Source organism: Paenibacillus sp. J31P316 (genome assembly GCF_056269105.1).
Genome location: NZ_JBWDNI010000001.1, coordinates 677326 through 695400, shown reverse-complemented (window position 1 = coordinate 695400; position 18075 = coordinate 677326). Strand labels below are relative to the sequence as shown.

Genomic DNA, 18075 nt, shown 5'->3' with positions numbered 1-18075 from the left:
ATGAACAGAACGACATGGAGGTTGGATATGTTAGCCGAGGAACGAAGGCAGCATATTTTGGAGCTGCTTGCGAAGGACGGCAGAATCGTCGCCAAAGAACTTGCCGGCCAGTTCCAGCTGTCCATCGATTCGATCAGGCGGGACCTGACGATCATGGAGGAGCAGGGCTTGCTGCAGAAAACATATGGCGGAGCCATTCCGCTTGCGCCGCTGCCTAAGGTGCGCACGCTGGCTCAGCCGCGCGCCGCCCGGTACGGAGAAGGGGCGCCGCATCAGAACGCGATTTCCAAATACGCGGCATCGCTTATCCAGAAGAACGATACCGTATTTATCGGCAGTGCGGGCATTCACTTCGGCATGCTGAAGTATTTGCCCGCGGAATTCCCGTTTACGATCATTACGAACTCCCTGACCATCGCGGAAGCCGTTCGTGGCGAGAATCATATCGAATCGTATCTCATCGGCGGCAAGCTTCGGTCAAACGGGGACAGCATGATCGATACGATCGCATTCGAGATGCTCGGCAAGTTCAATTTCGATATCGGCTTCATCACAGGCGGCGGAATCGCTCCGAACGGAGTCAGTACGTCTACGCCGGAGGGAGCGGCTTTTGCGCGCGCCGTCGCGGAGGCGTCCAGGCGAACGGTATGCTTGGCACCGCACGAGAAGATCGGCATCCGGATGTTCGCGACATCCGTCCAGCTGTCAGAGATCGATCTGATGATAACCGACCAGGGCGCATCCGATAAAGTGATTCGTGAAATCGAAAGCAGAAACGTCAAAGTAATAGTTGCGGATGAAGATCCGAGCGAAGGGGCTGGCCATGAGAGCGATTAAAGTTGAACGATCCGCGCCACTGCAAGGCAGCGTTACGATACCGGGCTCCAAGAACAGCGCACTCGCTCTGCTGGCGGCCACTTGCTTGGCTGATGAGCCGGTTACGCTGCACGGCATTCCCGAGATTGCGGACTTGAGAGTCATCTACGAATTGGGAAGCGAAATCGGACTGAAATTCGAACGTCCTGCAAAAGGCACCGTCATTATCGATCCCCGCTTCATCGACAGGACGGCGCTGGATCCTGCTAAATCCTCGTCTTTCCGGGCGGCATACTATTTCGTCGGGGCATTGCTGGCGAAATTCGGCTCTGTGTCCGTCGGCTATCCCGGCGGCGATGATTTCGTCAGCCGCCCGATGGATCAGCATATCAAAGCGCTGAAGCATATGGGAGCCTCGTTCTCGTTCTTCGACCGGCACTATACGGTGGAAGCGGCAGAGCTTAAAGGCGCGGTCGTGTATTTCGATATGATTACGAGCGGTGCGACGATCAATGCGATGTTGGCAGCTGTCCGGGCTAAGGGGACGACGGTATTGATGAACGCCGCCCGCGATCCCGAGGTTACGGATACGGCGAATCTGCTGAACCGGATGGGAGCCAGAATCGTCGGAGCAGGTACGGATCATATTCGGATTGAAGGCGTGACGGCGCTTTCGGGCTGCGAGTATACCGTTATCCCGGACCGGCTAATTGCAGGCGCCTTTCTGATGGCGGCAGGCGCGACGGGCGGTAGCATTACCGTGCGTGACGTCATTCCGGAGCATCTGTCCTCCTGCATGTTCAAGCTTCGCGAAATCGGCATGGAAATCGAAGCGGACGGTCATTCGATCACGGCGCATGCCGCGGGACCGCTTCGCGCGACTCGCGTTCGGACGGCGATGTATCCCGGTTTCGCGACCGATTTGCAGCAGCCGTTGACCGCTCTTCTGACGCAGGCGCAGGGTAAAAGCATCATCGGCGAGCGCATCTATCCGGCACGGTTCAATCATGCCTATCAGCTCAACCGCATGGGGGCGAACATCAAGGTACGCTCCGGCGTCGCGTTCGTGAACGGCGGAGCCCCGCTGCGCGGTTCGCTCGTGCATGCCTCGGACGTACGGGCGGGCATCTGTTTGATTCTTGCGGGCTTATGCGCCGAAGGAACGACGACGATCGCCGGCGTTCAGCATATCGACAGGGGCTATGAGGATGCCGTAGGCGCCTTCCGGTTGCTGGGAGCGAATATCGAATTGTTTGATTCCGAGGAAGTCGTCATCGGCGGCGCGCTTCAACAAAGCAATTAACGAATAAGGCTGCATCCATAGTCATGATAGACGCAACAATGAAAGAAGCCAATATTCCACCGGCAATAGCCGGGCAGAATATTGGCTTCTTCAGGTCCGGCCGTTGTTACTGTTACAGCGCCATGACCAGTATTTCCTTCACGTCTTGCTCATGCAGCTTCTTGAAATTGCCGATCGGCCCGAACAGCACCGCTTCCCGCGCCATGACGTCCAAATGCTCTTCGTCGATGTCGTAGAACGACAGCGTCGCCGGCGCGCCGATTCGGGTAAAGAAAGCGCGCGTCGCGGAAATGCCAGCAAGCGCCAGATCCTCGTCGGATTTGCTTCCGCGCTCGATGCCCCATACGCGCTCCGCGTATTGCGCGAATCGGCCGACGCGTTCCGTGTACACGTACTTCATCCAGTTCGGGAATACGATGGACAGTCCCGCGCCATGCGGAATATCGTAGATCGCGCTGATCTCATGCTCGATTCCGTGGGATGCCCAGTCGTTGGCCATGCCGACGCTGATCAAGCCGCCATTAAGCGCCAAGGTGCCGCAGAGCATCAGATTGGCGCGCGCTTCGTAACTGTCCGGCTTCTCCAAGGCCAGCTCCGCATTCTCGATTACCGTCTGCAGGATGGATTCGCACAGTCTCTCCTGCAGCGGTACATCCTCCGTCAGCGAGAAGTATTGCTCGAACACATGCGACATGATATCCACGATTCCGTTGACCGTCTGGTCGCGCGGAACGGAAAACGTCAAGGTTGGGTCAAGAATGGAGAAACGGGGGTAAGTATGTATGCTGCCGAAGGAGCGCTTCTGCTTCGTCTCCCAATTCGAGACGACGGAATTGCCGTTCATCTCGGAACCGGTCGCCGACAACGTCAGGACCGCGCCCATCGGAAGCGCGTCCGCGATCGTCGCTTTCTGCATGAAGAAATCCCATACGTCGCCGTCATACCGCACGCCTGCCGCGATGGCTTTGGCAGCGTCCAGCACGCTTCCGCCGCCGACGGCCAGAATGAAATCGACGCCTTCGCTGCGGCAAAGCTCAATCCCACGTTTGACGGAGGTCAGCCGAGGATTGGGTTCTATGCCTGACAATTCTACGACTTTCGCATCGATGGAATCGAGCTGGCTCATGACTTGGTCATACAAGCCGGTTCTTTTTATGCTGCCTGACCCATATACAAGTAAAACCGTCTTTCCATAAGGCTCGACCAGTTCGCCTAACTGCGCGGTTGTGTCTTTGCCAAAAACGATTTTGGTTGGATTCTGGTAAGAAAATGACTTCATGATGCACCTCCAATTGGTATCGAACGCATTCTTCTATCTTAGCGATTCCAAAAACCCGAAGCAAGTTTACGGGAGCCGGCAGCACCGCATTATTCGACAATCAAGAATTTTCAGAAAATAAGATGCCAACTTTGGGCGCGGCGTGTATAATAATAAGCATAATCGCACCGCGTCAGTATTCATGACAAGACCTTTACAAAGACGCTACACTTAGGAGGTGGGTGCCGTTTTATGGCGAATGCAGCAACGATCGGAATCTCATTGCGCGATTTATATTTGTTCAATAAAGGTAGTCTCTATCACAGCTATCGCACATTCGGTGCACATCCGATTCGTCTAGACGATGAATGCGGCGTTCGATTTACGGTTTGGGCGCCTCATGCCCGCGAGGTCCGGGTAGTCGGCAATTTCAACAGCTGGCAGGGCGAGCGCCACAGCATGGAATTGATCGGCGAAACCGGCGTATGGAGCCTGTTCGTGCCCAATCTCGGGCCGGGCACCGTATACAAATACGAGATACATACGCTCGAAGGCGAGCGGCTGCTGAAGGCTGATCCGTTCGCGTTTCAAGCCGAGCTGCGTCCCAGCACGGGCTCCGTCGTCTCCGAAGTATTCGACTATGAATGGCATGACAGCGAATGGCAGCGGCGCAAGCAGGAAGTCAGCCCTTATCATGAAGCGATGCTCATCTACGAGGTTCATCTCTCCTCCTGGCGCAGCTGGGGCAAGGAGATGTTCTGGACGTACGAAGAAATGGCGGACGGCTTGGTCAACTACGTGGTGGAAGCGGGATATACCCATATCGAGCTGCTGCCGATCACGGAGCATCCCCTCGATATGTCCTGGGGCTACCAGGTAACCGGCTATTACGCCGCGACCAGCCGGTTCGGCAATCCGAAGCAGCTGATGTATCTGATCGACCGCTGCCACCAGCGCGGAATCGGCGTCATTCTAGACTGGGTGCCGGGACATTTCTGCAAGGATGATCACGGACTCCGGTTGTTCGACGGCACGCCGATCTTCGAGGGAACAGACTGGAAGCGGGCCGAGAAGCCCTTATGGGGGACCTTGGCTTTCGACTTCGGCCGCACGGAAGTACAGAGCTTTCTCATATCCAATGCCATCTACTGGATGGATGTTTTCCATATCGACGGCCTTCGCGTGGACGCCGTCGCCAGCATGATCGATCTTCATTTCGACAAACCCCCTGAAATGCTTACGTACAATACGTTCGGCGGCAACGAAAATATCGACGCCATCCGCTTCCTGAAGATATTGAACGAAACGGTGTTTCATTACTTCCCGGACGCCCTCATGATCGCGGAGGATTCCTCTTCCTGGCCGGCGGTCACGTCGCCGACCTACATGGGCGGACTCGGCTTCAATTTCAAATGGAACATGGGCTGGATGAACGATATGCTCCGCTACATGGCGCTCGATCCCGGCGAGCGCATGCGCCATCACAATCTCATCACCTTCTCGCTTGTTTATGCCTTCTCCGAGAATTACGTTCTGCCGCTGTCCCACGACGAGGTCGTGCACGGCAAATATTCGCTGCTCAATAAAATGTCCGGCAGTTATGAGCAGAAGTTCGCTCAGCTTCGCTTGTTCTACGGCTTCTGGATGACGCATCCCGGCAAGAAGCTGCTCTTCATGGGCGGCGAGTGGGGGCAGTTCGACGAATGGAAGTACGACGAGCCGCTCGATTGGCAGCTGCTCGCATATCCGAAGCACGAAAGCATGCATCATTACGTCAAGACGCTGAACCGCGTTTACGGCGAGCAGTCGTCCCTATGGGAACGGGACTGCGATCCCGGCGGCTTCGAATGGATCGACGTGCACAATGCGGCGCAAAGCGTCATCGTGTTCATGCGCCGCGGGCATAGCGAGAACGATTTTTCAATCGTCGTCTGCAATTTCTCGGCCCACCATTATCCGGAATATCGCATCGGCGTACCCGAGCCCGGCCAATACCGGCGTGCGCTCCACAGCGAGGCGGCAGCCTTCGGCGGTGCCTTGGCGCATCCGCAGGAAGTTCTATACAGCACCAAGTCGGCCTGGCACGGAAGACCGTGCAGCCTGACGCTCGATCTCCCGCCGCTATCGTTCCAATTGCTCGTGTTCGCTACGGGGGAACATGGCCGCGACCGCTTTTCCGCTTTGCCTGGCATGACGTAAGGAACAATTATTGTGCTGCGGCAGGCCGCACGCAGCCGAGAAGGAGAGGGTGTCCATGGGCAGAAAAAGAATGGTAGCCATGCTGCTCGCCGGAGGAGAAGGAAAGAGACTGGGTGTCTTGACCAAGGACTTGGCCAAACCGGCTGTCCACTTCGGCGGGAAGTACCGTATTATCGATTTCACCTTAAGCAACTGCGCTCATTCGGGCATCGACACCATAGGCGTGCTTACGCAATACCAGCCGCTCGTCTTGAATACGTACCTGGGGATCGGAAGTCCTTGGGGACTCGACCGGCGGGACGGGGGAATGGCGATTCTTCCACCTTATGTGAAATCGAAGGGCGGCATGTGGTACAAAGGGACCGCGAATGCCATCTATCAGAACATGGGCTTCATCGATCAGTATGACCCGGACTACGTGCTCGTGATTTCCGGTGACCATATTTACAAAATGGATTACGATCTTATGCTGCGCGAACACGAGGAACGCGGCGCCGACGTCACGATCGCCTGCATCGAGGTGGATTGGAAGGAAGCGAGCCGCTTCGGCATTATGCATGCGAACGAGGAAGGCACCATCACATCGTTCGAAGAGAAGCCTAAGGTGCCGACGAGCAATATGGCGTCCATGGGCGTCTATATTTTCTCCTGGCCGGTACTTCAGCAATATTTGATCCGCGACGAGGCGAACCGCCACTCCGGGAATGATTTCGGCAAAGATATTATTCCGGCGATGCTGCAAGACGGGGTTAAGCTGCAGTCCTATACGTTTAATGGCTATTGGAAGGACGTCGGCACCTTGGAAAGCTTGTGGGAGGCGAACATGGATCTCTTGTCCGAGCAGCCTGCGCTGGACTTGAACGACCGCAGCTGGCGGATCTATTCCGTCAATCCGAATCGACCGGCCCATTATGCGGCGGCGACCGCCGAAATCGTAGATTCGCTCGTAACCGAAGGCTGCATCGTCGAAGGTCTCGTGCAGCGTTCCGTGCTGTTTCACGGCGTGCAAGTGGGAGCGGGCAGCGAAATCCGAGAATCCGTCGTCATGCCGAACGTCAAGATCGGCAAAGGCGTTCGCATTTATAAATCCATCCTTGGGGAGGGCGCCATTATCGGGGACGGCGTCGTCATCGGCAATCCGAACAGCGAGACCGTCACCGTTATCGGAAGCGACGAGCTCGTCACGGCCAATCATTCGCTGCAGGAGGTCGAGCACTCATGAATTCATCCATATTGGGCGTCATCAACTTAATTCACGAATCGGACGAAATGGAGTCGCTGACCGCAAGCCGCTGCCTGGCCACGGTGCCGTTCGGCGCACGGTTCCGCTTGATCGATTTCACGCTCTCGAGCATGGTCAACTCCGGCATCAACAAGGTCGGCGTGTTCGCGCAGACCAAGTACCGCTCCCTCATGGATCATCTCGGTTCCGGCAAGCACTGGGACCTGCATCATCGCCAAAGCGGCTTGTTCATCATGCCGCCGGTCACCGACGACGTCAACGAGGTGCGCCGCGGCGACCTCTATCACTTCTATCAGCACCGGGATTTCTTCGCCCGCAGCACGCATGACTACGTGCTCGTGACGCGGAGCCACATGATCTGCAATATCGACTTCGAAGGCGTGCTGGCTTCGCATAAAGCGAGCGGAGCGGACATCACGGTCATCTGCAAAGAGGAGTCCGTGCTGTTCGGCGGACGGGCAAGGAAGGTGCAGGTTGACGAGAAAGGCCGCGTTACGGCGATGCAGGACCATTTTGGACGGATGGAAAGCGATCTGGTCTCGATGGAAATGTACCTGATGCGCAAGGATCTGCTCCTCGAGCTGGTGGATACGTCGCTGGCGCAAGGGCAGGACCATCTCGTCCGCCATGCGATCATGTCCCGCGTCGACAAGCTGCGCATCCAATGCTACAAGTACGACGGTTACTTGGGCGTCGTGAACACGCTGAACAGCTATTATCAGAACAGCATGCAGCTGCTTCGTCCGGACGTATGGAAGAGTTTGTTCTTCGAGCCGGGGCCGATCTTCACGAAGGTCAAGGACGAACCGCCCGCGCGCTACGCCGAAGGGGCGAAGACGAGCAATTCGATTATCGCCAACGGTTGTATCATAGAGGGTACCGTGATTAACAGCATTCTGTTCCGAGGCGTGCATGTCCGCAAAGGCGCGGTCGTCCGCAACAGCATCGTCATGCAGAACGGCATCATCGGCGAGAACAGCACGGTCAATCACGCCATCCTGGACAAAGACGTGACCGTGGAACGCAGCAGAGAGCTGTACGGCGCGGAAGCCTCTCCGTTTATTGCAGTCAAGCGCAAGGTTATATAAGCTCTATGAATTGCATCAACGGCCGCGAAGCGTAGATCGCGGCCGCAGTCGAGGTGAAACTACAAGATGAAACTATTATTTGCAGCTTCGGAAGCGGTGCCGCTCGTGAAGACGGGCGGCCTCGCCGACGTCGCGGGCGCGCTGCCGAAGGCGCTCCGCGCGAAAGGCGCGGACGTTCGGGTCATATTGCCGAATTACGGCTCGATTCCAGCGACGCTTGCGGACCAATTCGAAACGATCGCAACGTTCAACGTACGGCTCGGCTGGCGGGAACAATACTGCGGACTGCTGAAGGCGGAAATCGACGGCATCGTCTATTATTTGATCGATAACGAGTTTTATTTCAAACGCAGCGGTCTCTACGGGTACGACGACGATGCGGAGCGATTCGTCTTCTTCTGTTTCGCGGTCATCGAGTCGCTGTTCCATTCCGACTTCCATCCCGACGTCATCCATTGCCATGATTGGCAGACGGGTCTCATTCCGTTCCTGCTGAAGACGCGGTACCGGTACGAGCCGGGTACGCGGGATCTCGCTTCCGTGTATACCATTCATAATTTGCGTTACCAAGGCGTCTTCGGGCGCGAGCTGCTGAAGGATCTGCTGGGCTCGGGCGACGAGCTGTTCGGCTCGGAGGGGATCGAGTTCTTCGGCGCAGGCAACTGCATGCTGGGAGGACTTCGGTACGCCGACAAGCTGACGACGGTCAGTCCGGCCTATGCGAACGAGATCCAGACCGAGTATTACGGCGAGAAGCTCGATGGCCTGCTGCGCTACCGCGCCGGCGACTTGAGCGGCATCGTGAACGGCATCGATACGGAGCTGTTCGATCCGATGAACGATCCGGCATTATCGGTGCCCTATAGGGGATCTTTGCCGCGCAAACGGAAGAACAAGCTTGCGCTTCAACGGGAGCTCGGGCTCGCGGAATCCGAGGATACGCCGCTGATCGGCATCGTATCGCGGCTTGTCGATCAGAAGGGCTTCGATCTGATCGAGGCGGTGCTGGAGGAGATCCTGTCGGAGAACGTCCAGCTGGTTATTCTCGGTTCCGGAGACTGGCATTACGAGCAGATGTTCCGCAAGGCGCAGGCGAAGCGTCCCGGACAGGTAGCCACCTGGTTCGGCTTCAACGACGGGCTGGCCCGGCGCATTTACGCGGGAAGCGATATGTATCTCATGCCGTCGCAGTTTGAACCCTGCGGCCTCAGCCAGCTGCTAGCGCTCCGCTACCGGTCCGTGCCGATCGTGCGGGAAACCGGCGGTCTTCGCGATACCGTCCACGCGTACAATGAGTTTACCGGCGAGGGCAACGGCTTCAGCTTCGCGAATTATAACGCCCATGATTTGTTGTATACGGTGCAGCGCGCGGTCCAATTCTATCAGGACTCCGAGGCGTGGCAGCGAATCGTCGCGAACGGGGCGAAGGAAGACTTCAGCTGGACACGCTCGGCCAAGGCGTACCTGGCGTTGTACGGCTCCCTTGTGCCGCAAAGAGAGGAGAGTTCCGAATGGCCCGTCATCTCGTAATCGGAAACGGCAAAATTCTCATGAATTTGGATGCCAACTGCTACATACGCGATATTTATTATCCGTTCGTCGGCCAGCTCAACCACGTCGGCGGTCAGTATTGCCGGTTCGGGATTTGGGTCGGCGGACAATTCTCCTGGCTGGAGGATCCCGAATGGAAATTCCAGCTCTCTTACATCGCGGATTCGCTCGTCACCAATGTGATCGCGCGAAACGACAGGCTCGCCATCGAGCTGCATATCAACGACGGGATCCATCAGAGGGAGAGCATCTACATCAAGCGCGTTCTCATCCGCAATTTGGGCACGGAATCGCGCGAGTGCCGGCTCTTCTTCCATCACGATCTGATGATCGACGGCTCCGAGGTCGGCGATACCGCGGCGTATTATCCCGAGAACCATACGCTGTACCATTACAAGCGCTCGTCGTACTTCATGTTCAACGGTTTCTCGGACGAGGGCGGCATGATGCAATATACGACGGGCATCAAACGGTTTCAGTCCGCCGAAGGCACCTGGCGCGACGCCGAAGACGGTACGCTCATGGGCAATTCCATCGCGCAGGGTTCCGTCGACAGCACGATCAGCTTCCGTACCGTCGTGCCTCCGGGCGGCGACAAGACGGTCTTCTATTGGATGTCCATCGGCAAAAATCTCGAGGAAGTCAAGGCGCTGAACCAATACGTCCAGGAGAGCCATCCCGAGAAGCTGCTCAGCCGGATCGTCATCTACTGGAATCACTGGCTGAACCGGGCGGAGCAAAACCTCGGCGACCTAACGCCTGAAGCGATCCATATGTTCCGCTTAAGCCTCTTGATCGTGCGGACGCAGACCGACGAGGGCGGCGCCATCATTGCCGCGAACGACACCGACATCTTGCAATACAACCGCGATCATTACAGCTATATGTGGCCGCGCGACGGCGCGTTGATCGCGGATGCGATGTCGGCGGCCGGTTTTCAAAGCGTTATCGCGCCATTCTTCCAGTTTTGCGCGCAGGCGCTGTCGCCGGACGGTTTTCTGTTCCACAAATACAATCCCGACGGGACGGTCGGCTCCAGCTGGCATCCGTATATCGTGCAGGGCAGCCGGCGCCTGCCGATCCAGGAGGACGAGACGGCGCTCGTGCTGTTCGCGTTATGGAGGGACTACGCGCGGAATCAGGTCATCGAACTGCCGCAGGCGCTCTATCATAATCTGATCCGCAAAGGCGCTACGTTTCTCAGCCAGTATATGGAGCATGCCTTGTCGCTGCCCAAACCGAGCTATGACTTATGGGAGGAACGGTACGGGATATGGACGTATACGGCGTCTTCCGTCTATGGCGGGCTTAAGGCGGCGGCGTTCTTCACGGAGCTCTTCGGGGATTACGAACGGAGCGACCAACTCCGCAATACCGCGGAGAACATCAAGCAGGGTATTCTGACGCATCTATGGGATGAAGAAGCGGGCCGCTTCGCCCGCGGACTGATCCAGAAGGACAATCGCTGGGTGAAGGACATGACGCTGGAGAGCAGCATGTTCGCGATCTGGGAATTCGGCGTCCTGCCCGTCGATGACGAGCGCGTCGTGAAGACGATGCATGCCATTCGCGACGGTCTGACGATCAAGACGCATGTCGGCGGCGTGGCCCGGTATACGAACGACTATTATTTCCAACAGTCGGGCGATATCGAGAACGTTCCCGGCAATCCGTGGGTGATCTGCACGCTGTGGGTAGCCAACTTCGAGATCGAGTCCGCCAAGACGCTCTCCGATCTGGCCAAACCGCGCGCCACGCTGCAGTGGGTCGTCCAAACCGCCCTCTCGAGCGGCGTCCTGCCGGAGCAGCTGCATCCGAACGACGGCAGTCCCTTGTCGGTTGCGCCGCTTACTTGGTCCCATGCGACATACGTGCAGTCCGTCACCCGTTATGCGGAGAAATACGCTCTGTTGTCTGCGGCTAGCGTGACCGAAACGGCGAAATAAAGCGATTCTCTCCGGTGCGAACAAGGACCAGCGCAAACATGATTGTGCACGAATAAGGGCTGTCTTAACAGGTCACTCCATGACCTGTTAAGACAGCCCTGTTTTTGTTCCACGAAACAATAATACGGTCTTATTATCGCGCAATAAAGGCTTTCGCAAGTACTCAATCCTCGCCCAGTCTCCTCACGGGGACTTGGATTTCGAACATGACCTCGCTGGGATTGTCCGTAATCGTGATGTCCACCTGCATGATTTGCAGCGCGTCGCCGGTCGCTTCGAACCCTTGGGTTTCCAGCTCGCCGAGCAGCGCAGCGACGCTGGCGCTGCGGTTCCACAGCTCGCCGTAATAGCGGACACAGGCGAACATGCCTGCCGGGATAACGACGAGATTCGGTTTCGGCACGATCGTCGTCCGATTGGCGACGACGAAGATCGTCGAGGGCGACTCGAAGCGCCTGGCCTCCAAGTCTTCCTTCGCCAGCAGGACGCCGAGCCGATTGCTGGCGAGAATCGGGGCTGTCTCCGTCAGCCGGTTTTCCAAGCCCAGCACCCCGTAGCACAGCTCCAAATTGCTGTTGATCGTCTGATGCAGCGTGAACAGCTTCCTCCGTTCGATTCGCCGGAACAGTATGGCCTGACTGTCCGTTTCGGTCAAAATTTGCCGCAGAAAAACGAGCTTATTCCGTACGTTTTCCTCCAATGCCGTCAACTCCTCCAGCTTGCGGACGAGCTCCGCGTGTTTCTCGGCCAGCAGTTCTGCCGAATTGCGGATGTTGCGTTCGCTAAAGTATTGCTTGATCTCCGTCGTCGTCATACCCAGCTGGCGCAGCTCCTTGATCGTGCCCAGCACCTCGTATTGAAAGATCGAATAATACCGGTATCCGGTCTGGGGGTCGACGAACTGCGGCTTGAACAGATCGATGCGATCGTAATGGCGCAGCGTCTCGGCAGAAATGCCGCGAAGCTGCGCCATTTCGCTGATACTCAGCCGTTCCTTCATGCCGTTTCGGCTCCTCTCCGGCAAAGCTCCCATGCTTGATGTGAATAAATATAACATTGGTGTTGACTTTTGTGTAGCACAAAGGTTTAGAATCGCCTTAAGTTCACTGAGTGGAGGGAACAAACATGAAGAATCGTACATTTTCCGTGGTTGGAATGGGTTTGATGGCAGGTTTTCTCCTTAGCGGCTGTTCGGGGGCAGGGTCAGGAGCATCGGCGTCGGACGGCAATGGAGGGAGCAGCGCGAGCCCGCTCAAGATCGGCGTCAATCCGTTTCCGACGTATTTCCTGTGGTACGTTGCCGAGGAGAGAGGCTTCTTCAAGGAGCATGGCGTGAACGTGAAGCTGGAGTGGTTTCCGAGCTACAGCGACGGTCTCTCCGCCTTGAATTCAGGCAATGTGGACGCCAACAGCCAGACGCTCAGCGATACGCTGCCGCCGGCAAGCAAGGGCATCAAGCTGCAAATTCCGCTGATCATCGATTACTCGGCCGGCGCGGACGGCTTCGTGGTTGATCCCTCCATCAAGAGCGTAGAGGATCTGAAGGGCAAGCGAATCGCGACGGAGCTTGGCACGGTGGATCAGTTCTTCCTCCTGACGGTGCTGAAGAATCATGGCATGGCCGAGAAGGACGTCAAGTATTTCAACATGGCGATTACCGATGCGGGCTCGTCCTTCCTAGCCGGCAAGATTGACGCCGCGGTCATCTGGGAGCCGTTCCTCAGCGAGACGCTCAGCTCGGGCAAGGGCAAGCTGCTGTTCTCCTCGAAGGAAACGCCAGGGCTGTTGATGGATACGATCGTATTCCGCAAGGACATCGTCGACAAACGTCCGGACGACGTCAAGAACGTAACGGCTGCCTGGTTCGAAGCGGTCGAGTACTTGCGAAGCAATCCGGACGACGCGATCGCCATCATGGCGAAGCACGCGGACATTACGCCCGAAGCATTCAAGACATCGCTTGAAGGCGTGAAAGTATACAATCTGCAGGACAATCTCGATGCGCAGCAGGATAAGCAGGATTATCTCTCGGTGAAGTACAACGGCGAGCAGGTCGGCGATTTCCTGAAAGGACTTGAGTTCATCGATAAGGTACCCGATATGAGCCAGCTCTACAATCCGGCGTTCGTCAACGAATTGGCGAAGGCATCCAAATAACAGGAGGTTGGGAATATGAACGTTTTAGTAACCGGAGGCATGGGCTTTTTAGGCTCGAATTTGGTACCGATGCTGAGAGAGCAAGGCTATCGCGTCGTCAGCTACGATCGTCGGGCAGGGGATAACCGAGGCGACGAAGCACTGGATTATGTTCAAGGCGATCTGCTCGACTTGCCGCTGCTGCTGGAGACGATCCGCAACTATGCGATCGACCGCATCATTCATACGGCCGCAATCTCGCATCCCGTGACCGCGATCGAGATTCCGTACCAGACGGTGCTGACGAACGCGCTCGGCACGACGAACGTGTTCGAGGCAGCGAGACTTTCCGGTATCAAGCGGGTGGTAAACCTGAGTTCCGAATACGCCTACGGCAACAACGCCGAGCTCGGCATCGTGACGGAGGACGTGCCGCTTCATCCGAGCGGCGTGTACGGGGCGACGAAAGTGTTCACCGAGAAGCTGGCGTACGGATACCGCAATTTATACGATCTTGAAATTCCGTCCTTGCGTCCGGGCTGGCTGTACGGACCGGGTCAATTCATGCAGTGCTACATGAAGGATCTCATCGTCAATGCGATCCGGCGCGAGCCGACGGTGCTGAAGGAAGGACGGGATTACGGCTTCCAATACGTGCATGTGAAAGACGTCGCCCAAGCCTGTATCTGCGCGATGACCGCAACGGATATGAAGAGCTACGTATACAGCATCACGGCGGGGTATAAAACGACGTTCGGCGAGCTGATCTCGCTCGTACGGGAGCTCTATCCGGATGCGGTCATCGATGTCGGCGAAGGCCGCTTCTCCGAGCTCGACCACTACGGTACCTTCGACATCTCGAAGGCTCGCGAGGAAATCGGCTACGAGCCGTCGAGACCGTTCGAAGAAAGCGTTCGCGCCTATGCCGACTGGTTGGAGAATCACCCTTATTAATCCTTATTAATCCAAGACGAGCGAGGTGACGGATATGAATAACGATATGACAGCAGCTCCGAAATACAGCCGTGCGGTCTCTCTCCTGAAGGAGATGCGCGAGAGCCTCAAGGAAGGCATCATTCCCGTCGGCATCTTCAATGACCGCGAGCTCTACGAGATGGAGATCGAGAAGATCTTTACGCGCAAATGGGTGTTCGTCGGGCATGAATCGGAGATTTCATCCCCGGGCGACTACGTGCTCCGCTATATCGGCGAGGATCCGTTCATCGTCAACCGGGACGAATCCGGCGCCATCCGCGTCATGCTCGATGCCTGCGTGCATCGGGGCGTCCGCGTCTGCCGGGCGGAGAAGGGGAATGCCTCTCATTTCCGCTGTCCGTACCACGGGTTTATTTATAAGAACAACGGCGATCTCATCGGCATGCCGGCCCAGCAGCAAGCGTACAACGGGCTGAACAAGAAGGAATGGGGGCTGCTGGAAGCCAGATGCGACACGTTGCACGGTCTGATCTTCGCCTGCCTGGACAATGACACGCCGCCGCTTGAAGAGTATCTTGCGGACAGCAAATATTATCTCGATCTGCTGTTCGGCCTGCAGGACGAAGGGCTGGAAGTGATCGGCGAGCCGCAGCGCTGGATCGTGAAGGCGAACTGGAAAGTAGCGGCGGAGAACTTCAGCGGCGATGCGTATCATCTGATTTTCCTGCACCATTCCGCTTATGAGGTCGGCTCGACGCCGTTCTCGATGTTAGGGAACATGAACGGCGAGCAGATTCTGGCCGGCAACGGGCATTGCATCGACATTTCGCTCGACAAGACGCCGCAGCCGATCGAAATGCCGTACTGGAACTTCCCGCAGGAAATCGTCGATACGTTCCGCCTCGACCGCCTCGATCCGAAAGGGCTGGAGATCGTGCGGGATTCCAAGGAAATGCTCGGCAATATTTTCCCGAACAGCTCGTTCCTGCTCATGACCGTTACGCCGGAGAAGGATCTGCCGCCGGTTCCGTTCATCAGCATGCGCCAGTGGAGGCCGAAAGGTCCGGACGAGATCGAGATTTGGAATTGGTTCCTCATGTTCAAGAACACGCCGCAGTCGTTCAAGGAAGCTTCGTATCGTGCCGGAGTGACGACGTTCAGCTTGGCGGGCATTTTCGAAATGGACGATTCCATGACGTGGGAGACGATTACGCAGACAGCCGGCAACCGGTTCGCGCGGGAGAATCTGAAGCTGAATTTCCAAATGGGCATGAACGGCATGGGAAAAGCCAAGCGGGACGAGGAATGGCCGCTCCCCGGCATCGCGTATTATCCGCGGTATGGCGAAGGCAACCAGCGGTACTTCTACGAGTCCTATGTCAACACGATGTTAGGCGAGGAAGGCGAGTAGCGGCGGATCGAGGTGGAGAGAGGAGCGGGAAGTATGGAACGAATCATCGATGTAAGCGACCCGGCGAACCAGCGGCTGCTGCTCGAAGGACAGCAGTTTCTGATCCGGGAAGCGGAGCTGCTCGACCGTGGGCAATACGGCGATTGGATCGCGCTGCTGACGGAGGATATCACGTATCAGATACCGATCCGGGTCACGCGGGAGCGCCATGCGCCAAGTCCGTTCAGCGATCAGGCGTGGCATATGAACGAGAACATGGGCTCGATAACGATGCGCGTGGAGCGGACGTTCTCGGACTATAACTGGGCGGAGGATCCGCCTTCGCGGATACGCCATCATCTGGGCAACTTCCGGCTGGACGAAGTGGGCGAGCGCAGCGGTGAAGTTGAGATCTTGCTCCGCTGCAATCTGCTGTTGTTCCGAAGCCGGTTCGACAGTCCGGCTTATGATCTTGTATCGGGTGAGCGGGAAGATACGTTGCGGAAGACGAGGGACGGCTGGCGACTCGCGAAGCGCGTTGTCCTCCTGGATCATACGACGATGGGCATTAGCAGCCTGGGCATTTTCTTATAGGACGGAGTGAGGCGCATGACGACCAACGAGCAAGAAATCCGTATTGCCAATGAATTCGCCAGCGTAACGGTACGCAAGGTGCGGACCCGCAACGGGGAGCGGCTGGAAATTATTTCGAACGGACTGGGACTGAAAGTGTGTCTGGATCCGCTCGCGTTAGAAAGCCTGACATGGCAGGGGCCGGACATGTATTCGAGGCTGCTCCAGACGCCGCTGGAGCCGTATCCGTTCCGCGAGATCGGGCAGACGGCCGAACAAGGAAAGGATGATGAACCGTGCTGACGTATCAAACGAATGGACTGCATGTGTTTCAAAGCGAGCTGTATCAAACGAATGCTTTCGTCATCGAGACGGACGATCTCTTGCTCGTCGTCGATCCGAACTATCTGCCTTCGGAGATCGATGCCATTCGGCAGCATGTCGACGGCGTGAAGGGCGAGCGGCCCGTGTATCTGTTATTTACGCATTCGGATTTCGACCATATCGTCGGATTCGGCAGCTTTGCCGACTGCACGGTAATCGCCGGCCGGGCGATGGCGGATCATCCCGACCAAGCGGAGCGCATCGAAGTCGTAGAACGTCTCGACGACGAATTCTACATCCGGCGCCCGTACAGCATCGCCTATCCGAGAATTGACGTTGTGATTACGCAGGAAGGCGAGCGGCTGACCATCGGCGGCACGACGCTGATCTTCTATTCGGCATGCGGCCATAACGGCGACGGCATGATGTGCCTGGTTGAACCGCTCGGCATGCTCATTACGGGCGATTACGTCTCGGATATCGAATTTCCGTTCGTCTTCGACACGTATGCGCACTATCGCGAGACGCTTGCTAGAATCGCCTCGATCGCCGCGTCCGATCCTTCGCTGCTCCTGCTTCCGAGCCACGGCAGCGTGACGGACGACGCAGATGAGATACGCGCTCGCATCGCCGATTCCGAGACCTATCTTCGGTTGACGGAAGGGCTCCTGGAGGAGCGGGACGACAGCCGGTTCGAGGCGTTCATGGATCGCTGCGGCTATCGGTTCAAGCGCGGCTTCAGGCTGCGGCACGAAGCGAACATGCAGGTGCTGGCCAAGGAACGCAAGCTGGCGCCGCTGAGCTAGAGCCGGCGCCTTAGGAAGCGTGGAGCGCTAGCAATGCCGAGATTGCGGCCACTTACGCGCGAGCCATTATTAAAAAAAATACGTACCCCCTTGACAATTGTCTGTTAAATCTGAATAATATGGAATCACAGATTCATATTTGGCGAAAACCAAAGACACGGTTCCCATAGTCAGGCTGTACAGAGAGAGGGATGATTGCTGCGAATCCCTTCCGTCCTGAGATGCGGAATTACCACTTTGCAGCCGTCACGTTGAACCCGCCGACTCGGTGTCGCGGCTGTAAACGGAACCGATTCATCCCCGTTACCGGATTCCAATAAGGATCTTGTTTCGTGCCGCGCAAGCGGACGGGACCGGATCGAACTAGGGTGGAACCACGAGCCGAACGCACTCGTCCCTTTTGGGCGAGATGCGTTTTTTTGCGTTCACGCGGAAAGTCGACGGTCCCGTGCGCCGCGGGACTGCGCATGCCGGCTTGCCGCAATTCGATCGAACGGAGGAAGGTT

Annotated in this window: 15 protein-coding genes; 13 read left to right on the top strand and 2 right to left on the bottom strand. The window is 56.9% G+C overall.

The window, feature by feature from the left end:
• The first annotated feature begins 27 nt into the window (after positions 1-27).
• On the top strand, positions 28-837 hold the full coding sequence (locus AC0YNU_RS02955; protein ID WP_475752949.1) for a DeoR/GlpR family DNA-binding transcription regulator: 810 nt from the start codon (positions 28-30) through the stop codon (positions 835-837).
• Positions 824-2119 (top strand): UDP-N-acetylglucosamine 1-carboxyvinyltransferase, encoded by a 1296-nt coding sequence (gene murA, locus AC0YNU_RS02950; RefSeq protein ID WP_475752947.1) that lies wholly within the window; start codon positions 824-826, stop codon positions 2117-2119. Before AC0YNU_RS02955 ends, murA begins: the two co-directional genes overlap by 14 nt.
• A gap of 112 nt (positions 2120-2231) precedes the next feature.
• Here the strand turns inward: murA and AC0YNU_RS02945 are convergent, their stop codons facing one another.
• The gene (locus tag AC0YNU_RS02945) at positions 2232-3398 is read right to left on the bottom strand and encodes an iron-containing alcohol dehydrogenase (protein WP_475752945.1); all 1167 of its coding nucleotides are present in this window, start codon (positions 3396-3398) and stop codon (positions 2232-2234) included.
• Between the two features lie 231 nt (positions 3399-3629).
• Between AC0YNU_RS02945 and glgB the strand changes: the two genes are divergently transcribed.
• The 5 genes from glgB to AC0YNU_RS02920 all read left to right on the top strand — a co-directional run bounded on the left by glgB (position 3630) and on the right by AC0YNU_RS02920 (position 11404).
• The gene (glgB, locus tag AC0YNU_RS02940) at positions 3630-5576 is read left to right on the top strand and encodes a 1,4-alpha-glucan branching protein GlgB (protein ID WP_475752943.1); all 1947 of its coding nucleotides are present in this window, start codon (positions 3630-3632) and stop codon (positions 5574-5576) included.
• Positions 5577-5631: 55 nt separating this feature from the next.
• Positions 5632-6798 carry a glucose-1-phosphate adenylyltransferase gene (locus tag AC0YNU_RS02935; RefSeq protein WP_475752941.1) on the top strand — a complete coding sequence of 389 codons (1167 nt, stop codon included), beginning with the start codon at positions 5632-5634 and terminating at the stop codon, positions 6796-6798.
• Entirely contained in the window at positions 6795-7907 is a 1113-nt protein-coding gene (glgD, locus tag AC0YNU_RS02930) for a glucose-1-phosphate adenylyltransferase subunit GlgD (RefSeq protein ID WP_475752938.1), read from the top strand. The genes AC0YNU_RS02935 and glgD overlap by 4 nt, the downstream gene beginning before the upstream one ends.
• Before the next feature lie 66 nt (positions 7908-7973).
• Complete coding sequence (gene glgA, locus AC0YNU_RS02925; protein WP_475752936.1) at positions 7974-9437, top strand: glycogen synthase GlgA; 1464 nt, start codon at positions 7974-7976, stop codon at positions 9435-9437.
• Positions 9419-11404, top strand: coding sequence for a glycoside hydrolase family 15 protein (locus tag AC0YNU_RS02920; protein WP_475752934.1), 1986 nt, complete (start codon positions 9419-9421; stop codon positions 11402-11404). Before glgA ends, AC0YNU_RS02920 begins: the two co-directional genes overlap by 19 nt.
• Positions 11405-11567: 163 nt before the next feature.
• Here the strand turns inward: AC0YNU_RS02920 and AC0YNU_RS02915 are convergent, their stop codons facing one another.
• Positions 11568-12404, bottom strand: a complete 837-nt coding sequence (locus AC0YNU_RS02915; protein WP_475752932.1) for a MerR family transcriptional regulator — start codon at positions 12402-12404, stop codon at positions 11568-11570.
• Between the two features lie 125 nt (positions 12405-12529).
• On the opposite strand from AC0YNU_RS02915, the gene AC0YNU_RS02910 reads away from it, so the two are divergent.
• Genes AC0YNU_RS02910 through AC0YNU_RS02885 form a run of 6 tightly spaced genes read left to right on the top strand, consistent with a single transcriptional unit; the run spans position 12530 to position 17569 of the window.
• Positions 12530-13561, top strand: coding sequence for an ABC transporter substrate-binding protein (locus AC0YNU_RS02910; protein WP_475752930.1), 1032 nt, complete (start codon positions 12530-12532; stop codon positions 13559-13561).
• 15 nt (positions 13562-13576) lie between these two features.
• Positions 13577-14494 (top strand): NAD-dependent epimerase/dehydratase family protein, encoded by a 918-nt coding sequence (locus AC0YNU_RS02905; protein ID WP_475752928.1) that lies wholly within the window; start codon positions 13577-13579, stop codon positions 14492-14494.
• Between the two features lie 34 nt (positions 14495-14528).
• On the top strand, positions 14529-15887 hold the full coding sequence (locus AC0YNU_RS02900) for an aromatic ring-hydroxylating oxygenase subunit alpha (RefSeq protein WP_475752926.1): 1359 nt from the start codon (positions 14529-14531) through the stop codon (positions 15885-15887).
• A 33-nt stretch (positions 15888-15920) separates the two neighbouring features.
• The gene (locus AC0YNU_RS02895) at positions 15921-16460 is read left to right on the top strand and encodes an aromatic-ring-hydroxylating dioxygenase subunit beta (protein ID WP_475752924.1); all 540 of its coding nucleotides are present in this window, start codon (positions 15921-15923) and stop codon (positions 16458-16460) included.
• A gap of 15 nt (positions 16461-16475) precedes the next feature.
• Positions 16476-16742, top strand: coding sequence for a hypothetical protein (locus AC0YNU_RS02890; RefSeq protein ID WP_475752922.1), 267 nt, complete (start codon positions 16476-16478; stop codon positions 16740-16742).
• Positions 16736-17569, top strand: a complete 834-nt coding sequence (locus tag AC0YNU_RS02885; RefSeq protein WP_475752920.1) for an MBL fold metallo-hydrolase — start codon at positions 16736-16738, stop codon at positions 17567-17569. The genes AC0YNU_RS02890 and AC0YNU_RS02885 overlap by 7 nt, the downstream gene beginning before the upstream one ends.
• Positions 17570-18075 lie beyond the last annotated feature (506 nt).

What these genes read in the sequence shown, in the direction of transcription:
- AC0YNU_RS02955 (WP_475752949.1), top strand. Translation starts at nt 28, where the DNA reads ATGTTAGCCGAGGAACGAAGGCAGCATATTTTGGAGCTGCTTGCGAAG.
- murA (WP_475752947.1), top strand. Translation starts at nt 824, where the DNA reads ATGAGAGCGATTAAAGTTGAACGATCCGCGCCACTGCAAGGCAGCGTT.
- AC0YNU_RS02945 (WP_475752945.1), bottom strand. Translation starts at nt 3,398, where the DNA reads ATGAAGTCATTTTCTTACCAGAATCCAACCAAAATCGTTTTTGGCAAA.
- glgB (WP_475752943.1), top strand. Translation starts at nt 3,630, where the DNA reads ATGGCGAATGCAGCAACGATCGGAATCTCATTGCGCGATTTATATTTG.
- AC0YNU_RS02935 (WP_475752941.1), top strand. Translation starts at nt 5,632, where the DNA reads ATGGGCAGAAAAAGAATGGTAGCCATGCTGCTCGCCGGAGGAGAAGGA.
- glgD (WP_475752938.1), top strand. Translation starts at nt 6,795, where the DNA reads ATGAATTCATCCATATTGGGCGTCATCAACTTAATTCACGAATCGGAC.
- glgA (WP_475752936.1), top strand. Translation starts at nt 7,974, where the DNA reads ATGAAACTATTATTTGCAGCTTCGGAAGCGGTGCCGCTCGTGAAGACG.
- AC0YNU_RS02920 (WP_475752934.1), top strand. Translation starts at nt 9,419, where the DNA reads ATGGCCCGTCATCTCGTAATCGGAAACGGCAAAATTCTCATGAATTTG.
- AC0YNU_RS02915 (WP_475752932.1), bottom strand. Translation starts at nt 12,404, where the DNA reads ATGAAGGAACGGCTGAGTATCAGCGAAATGGCGCAGCTTCGCGGCATT.
- AC0YNU_RS02910 (WP_475752930.1), top strand. Translation starts at nt 12,530, where the DNA reads ATGAAGAATCGTACATTTTCCGTGGTTGGAATGGGTTTGATGGCAGGT.
- AC0YNU_RS02905 (WP_475752928.1), top strand. Translation starts at nt 13,577, where the DNA reads ATGAACGTTTTAGTAACCGGAGGCATGGGCTTTTTAGGCTCGAATTTG.
- AC0YNU_RS02900 (WP_475752926.1), top strand. Translation starts at nt 14,529, where the DNA reads ATGAATAACGATATGACAGCAGCTCCGAAATACAGCCGTGCGGTCTCT.
- AC0YNU_RS02895 (WP_475752924.1), top strand. Translation starts at nt 15,921, where the DNA reads ATGGAACGAATCATCGATGTAAGCGACCCGGCGAACCAGCGGCTGCTG.
- AC0YNU_RS02890 (WP_475752922.1), top strand. Translation starts at nt 16,476, where the DNA reads ATGACGACCAACGAGCAAGAAATCCGTATTGCCAATGAATTCGCCAGC.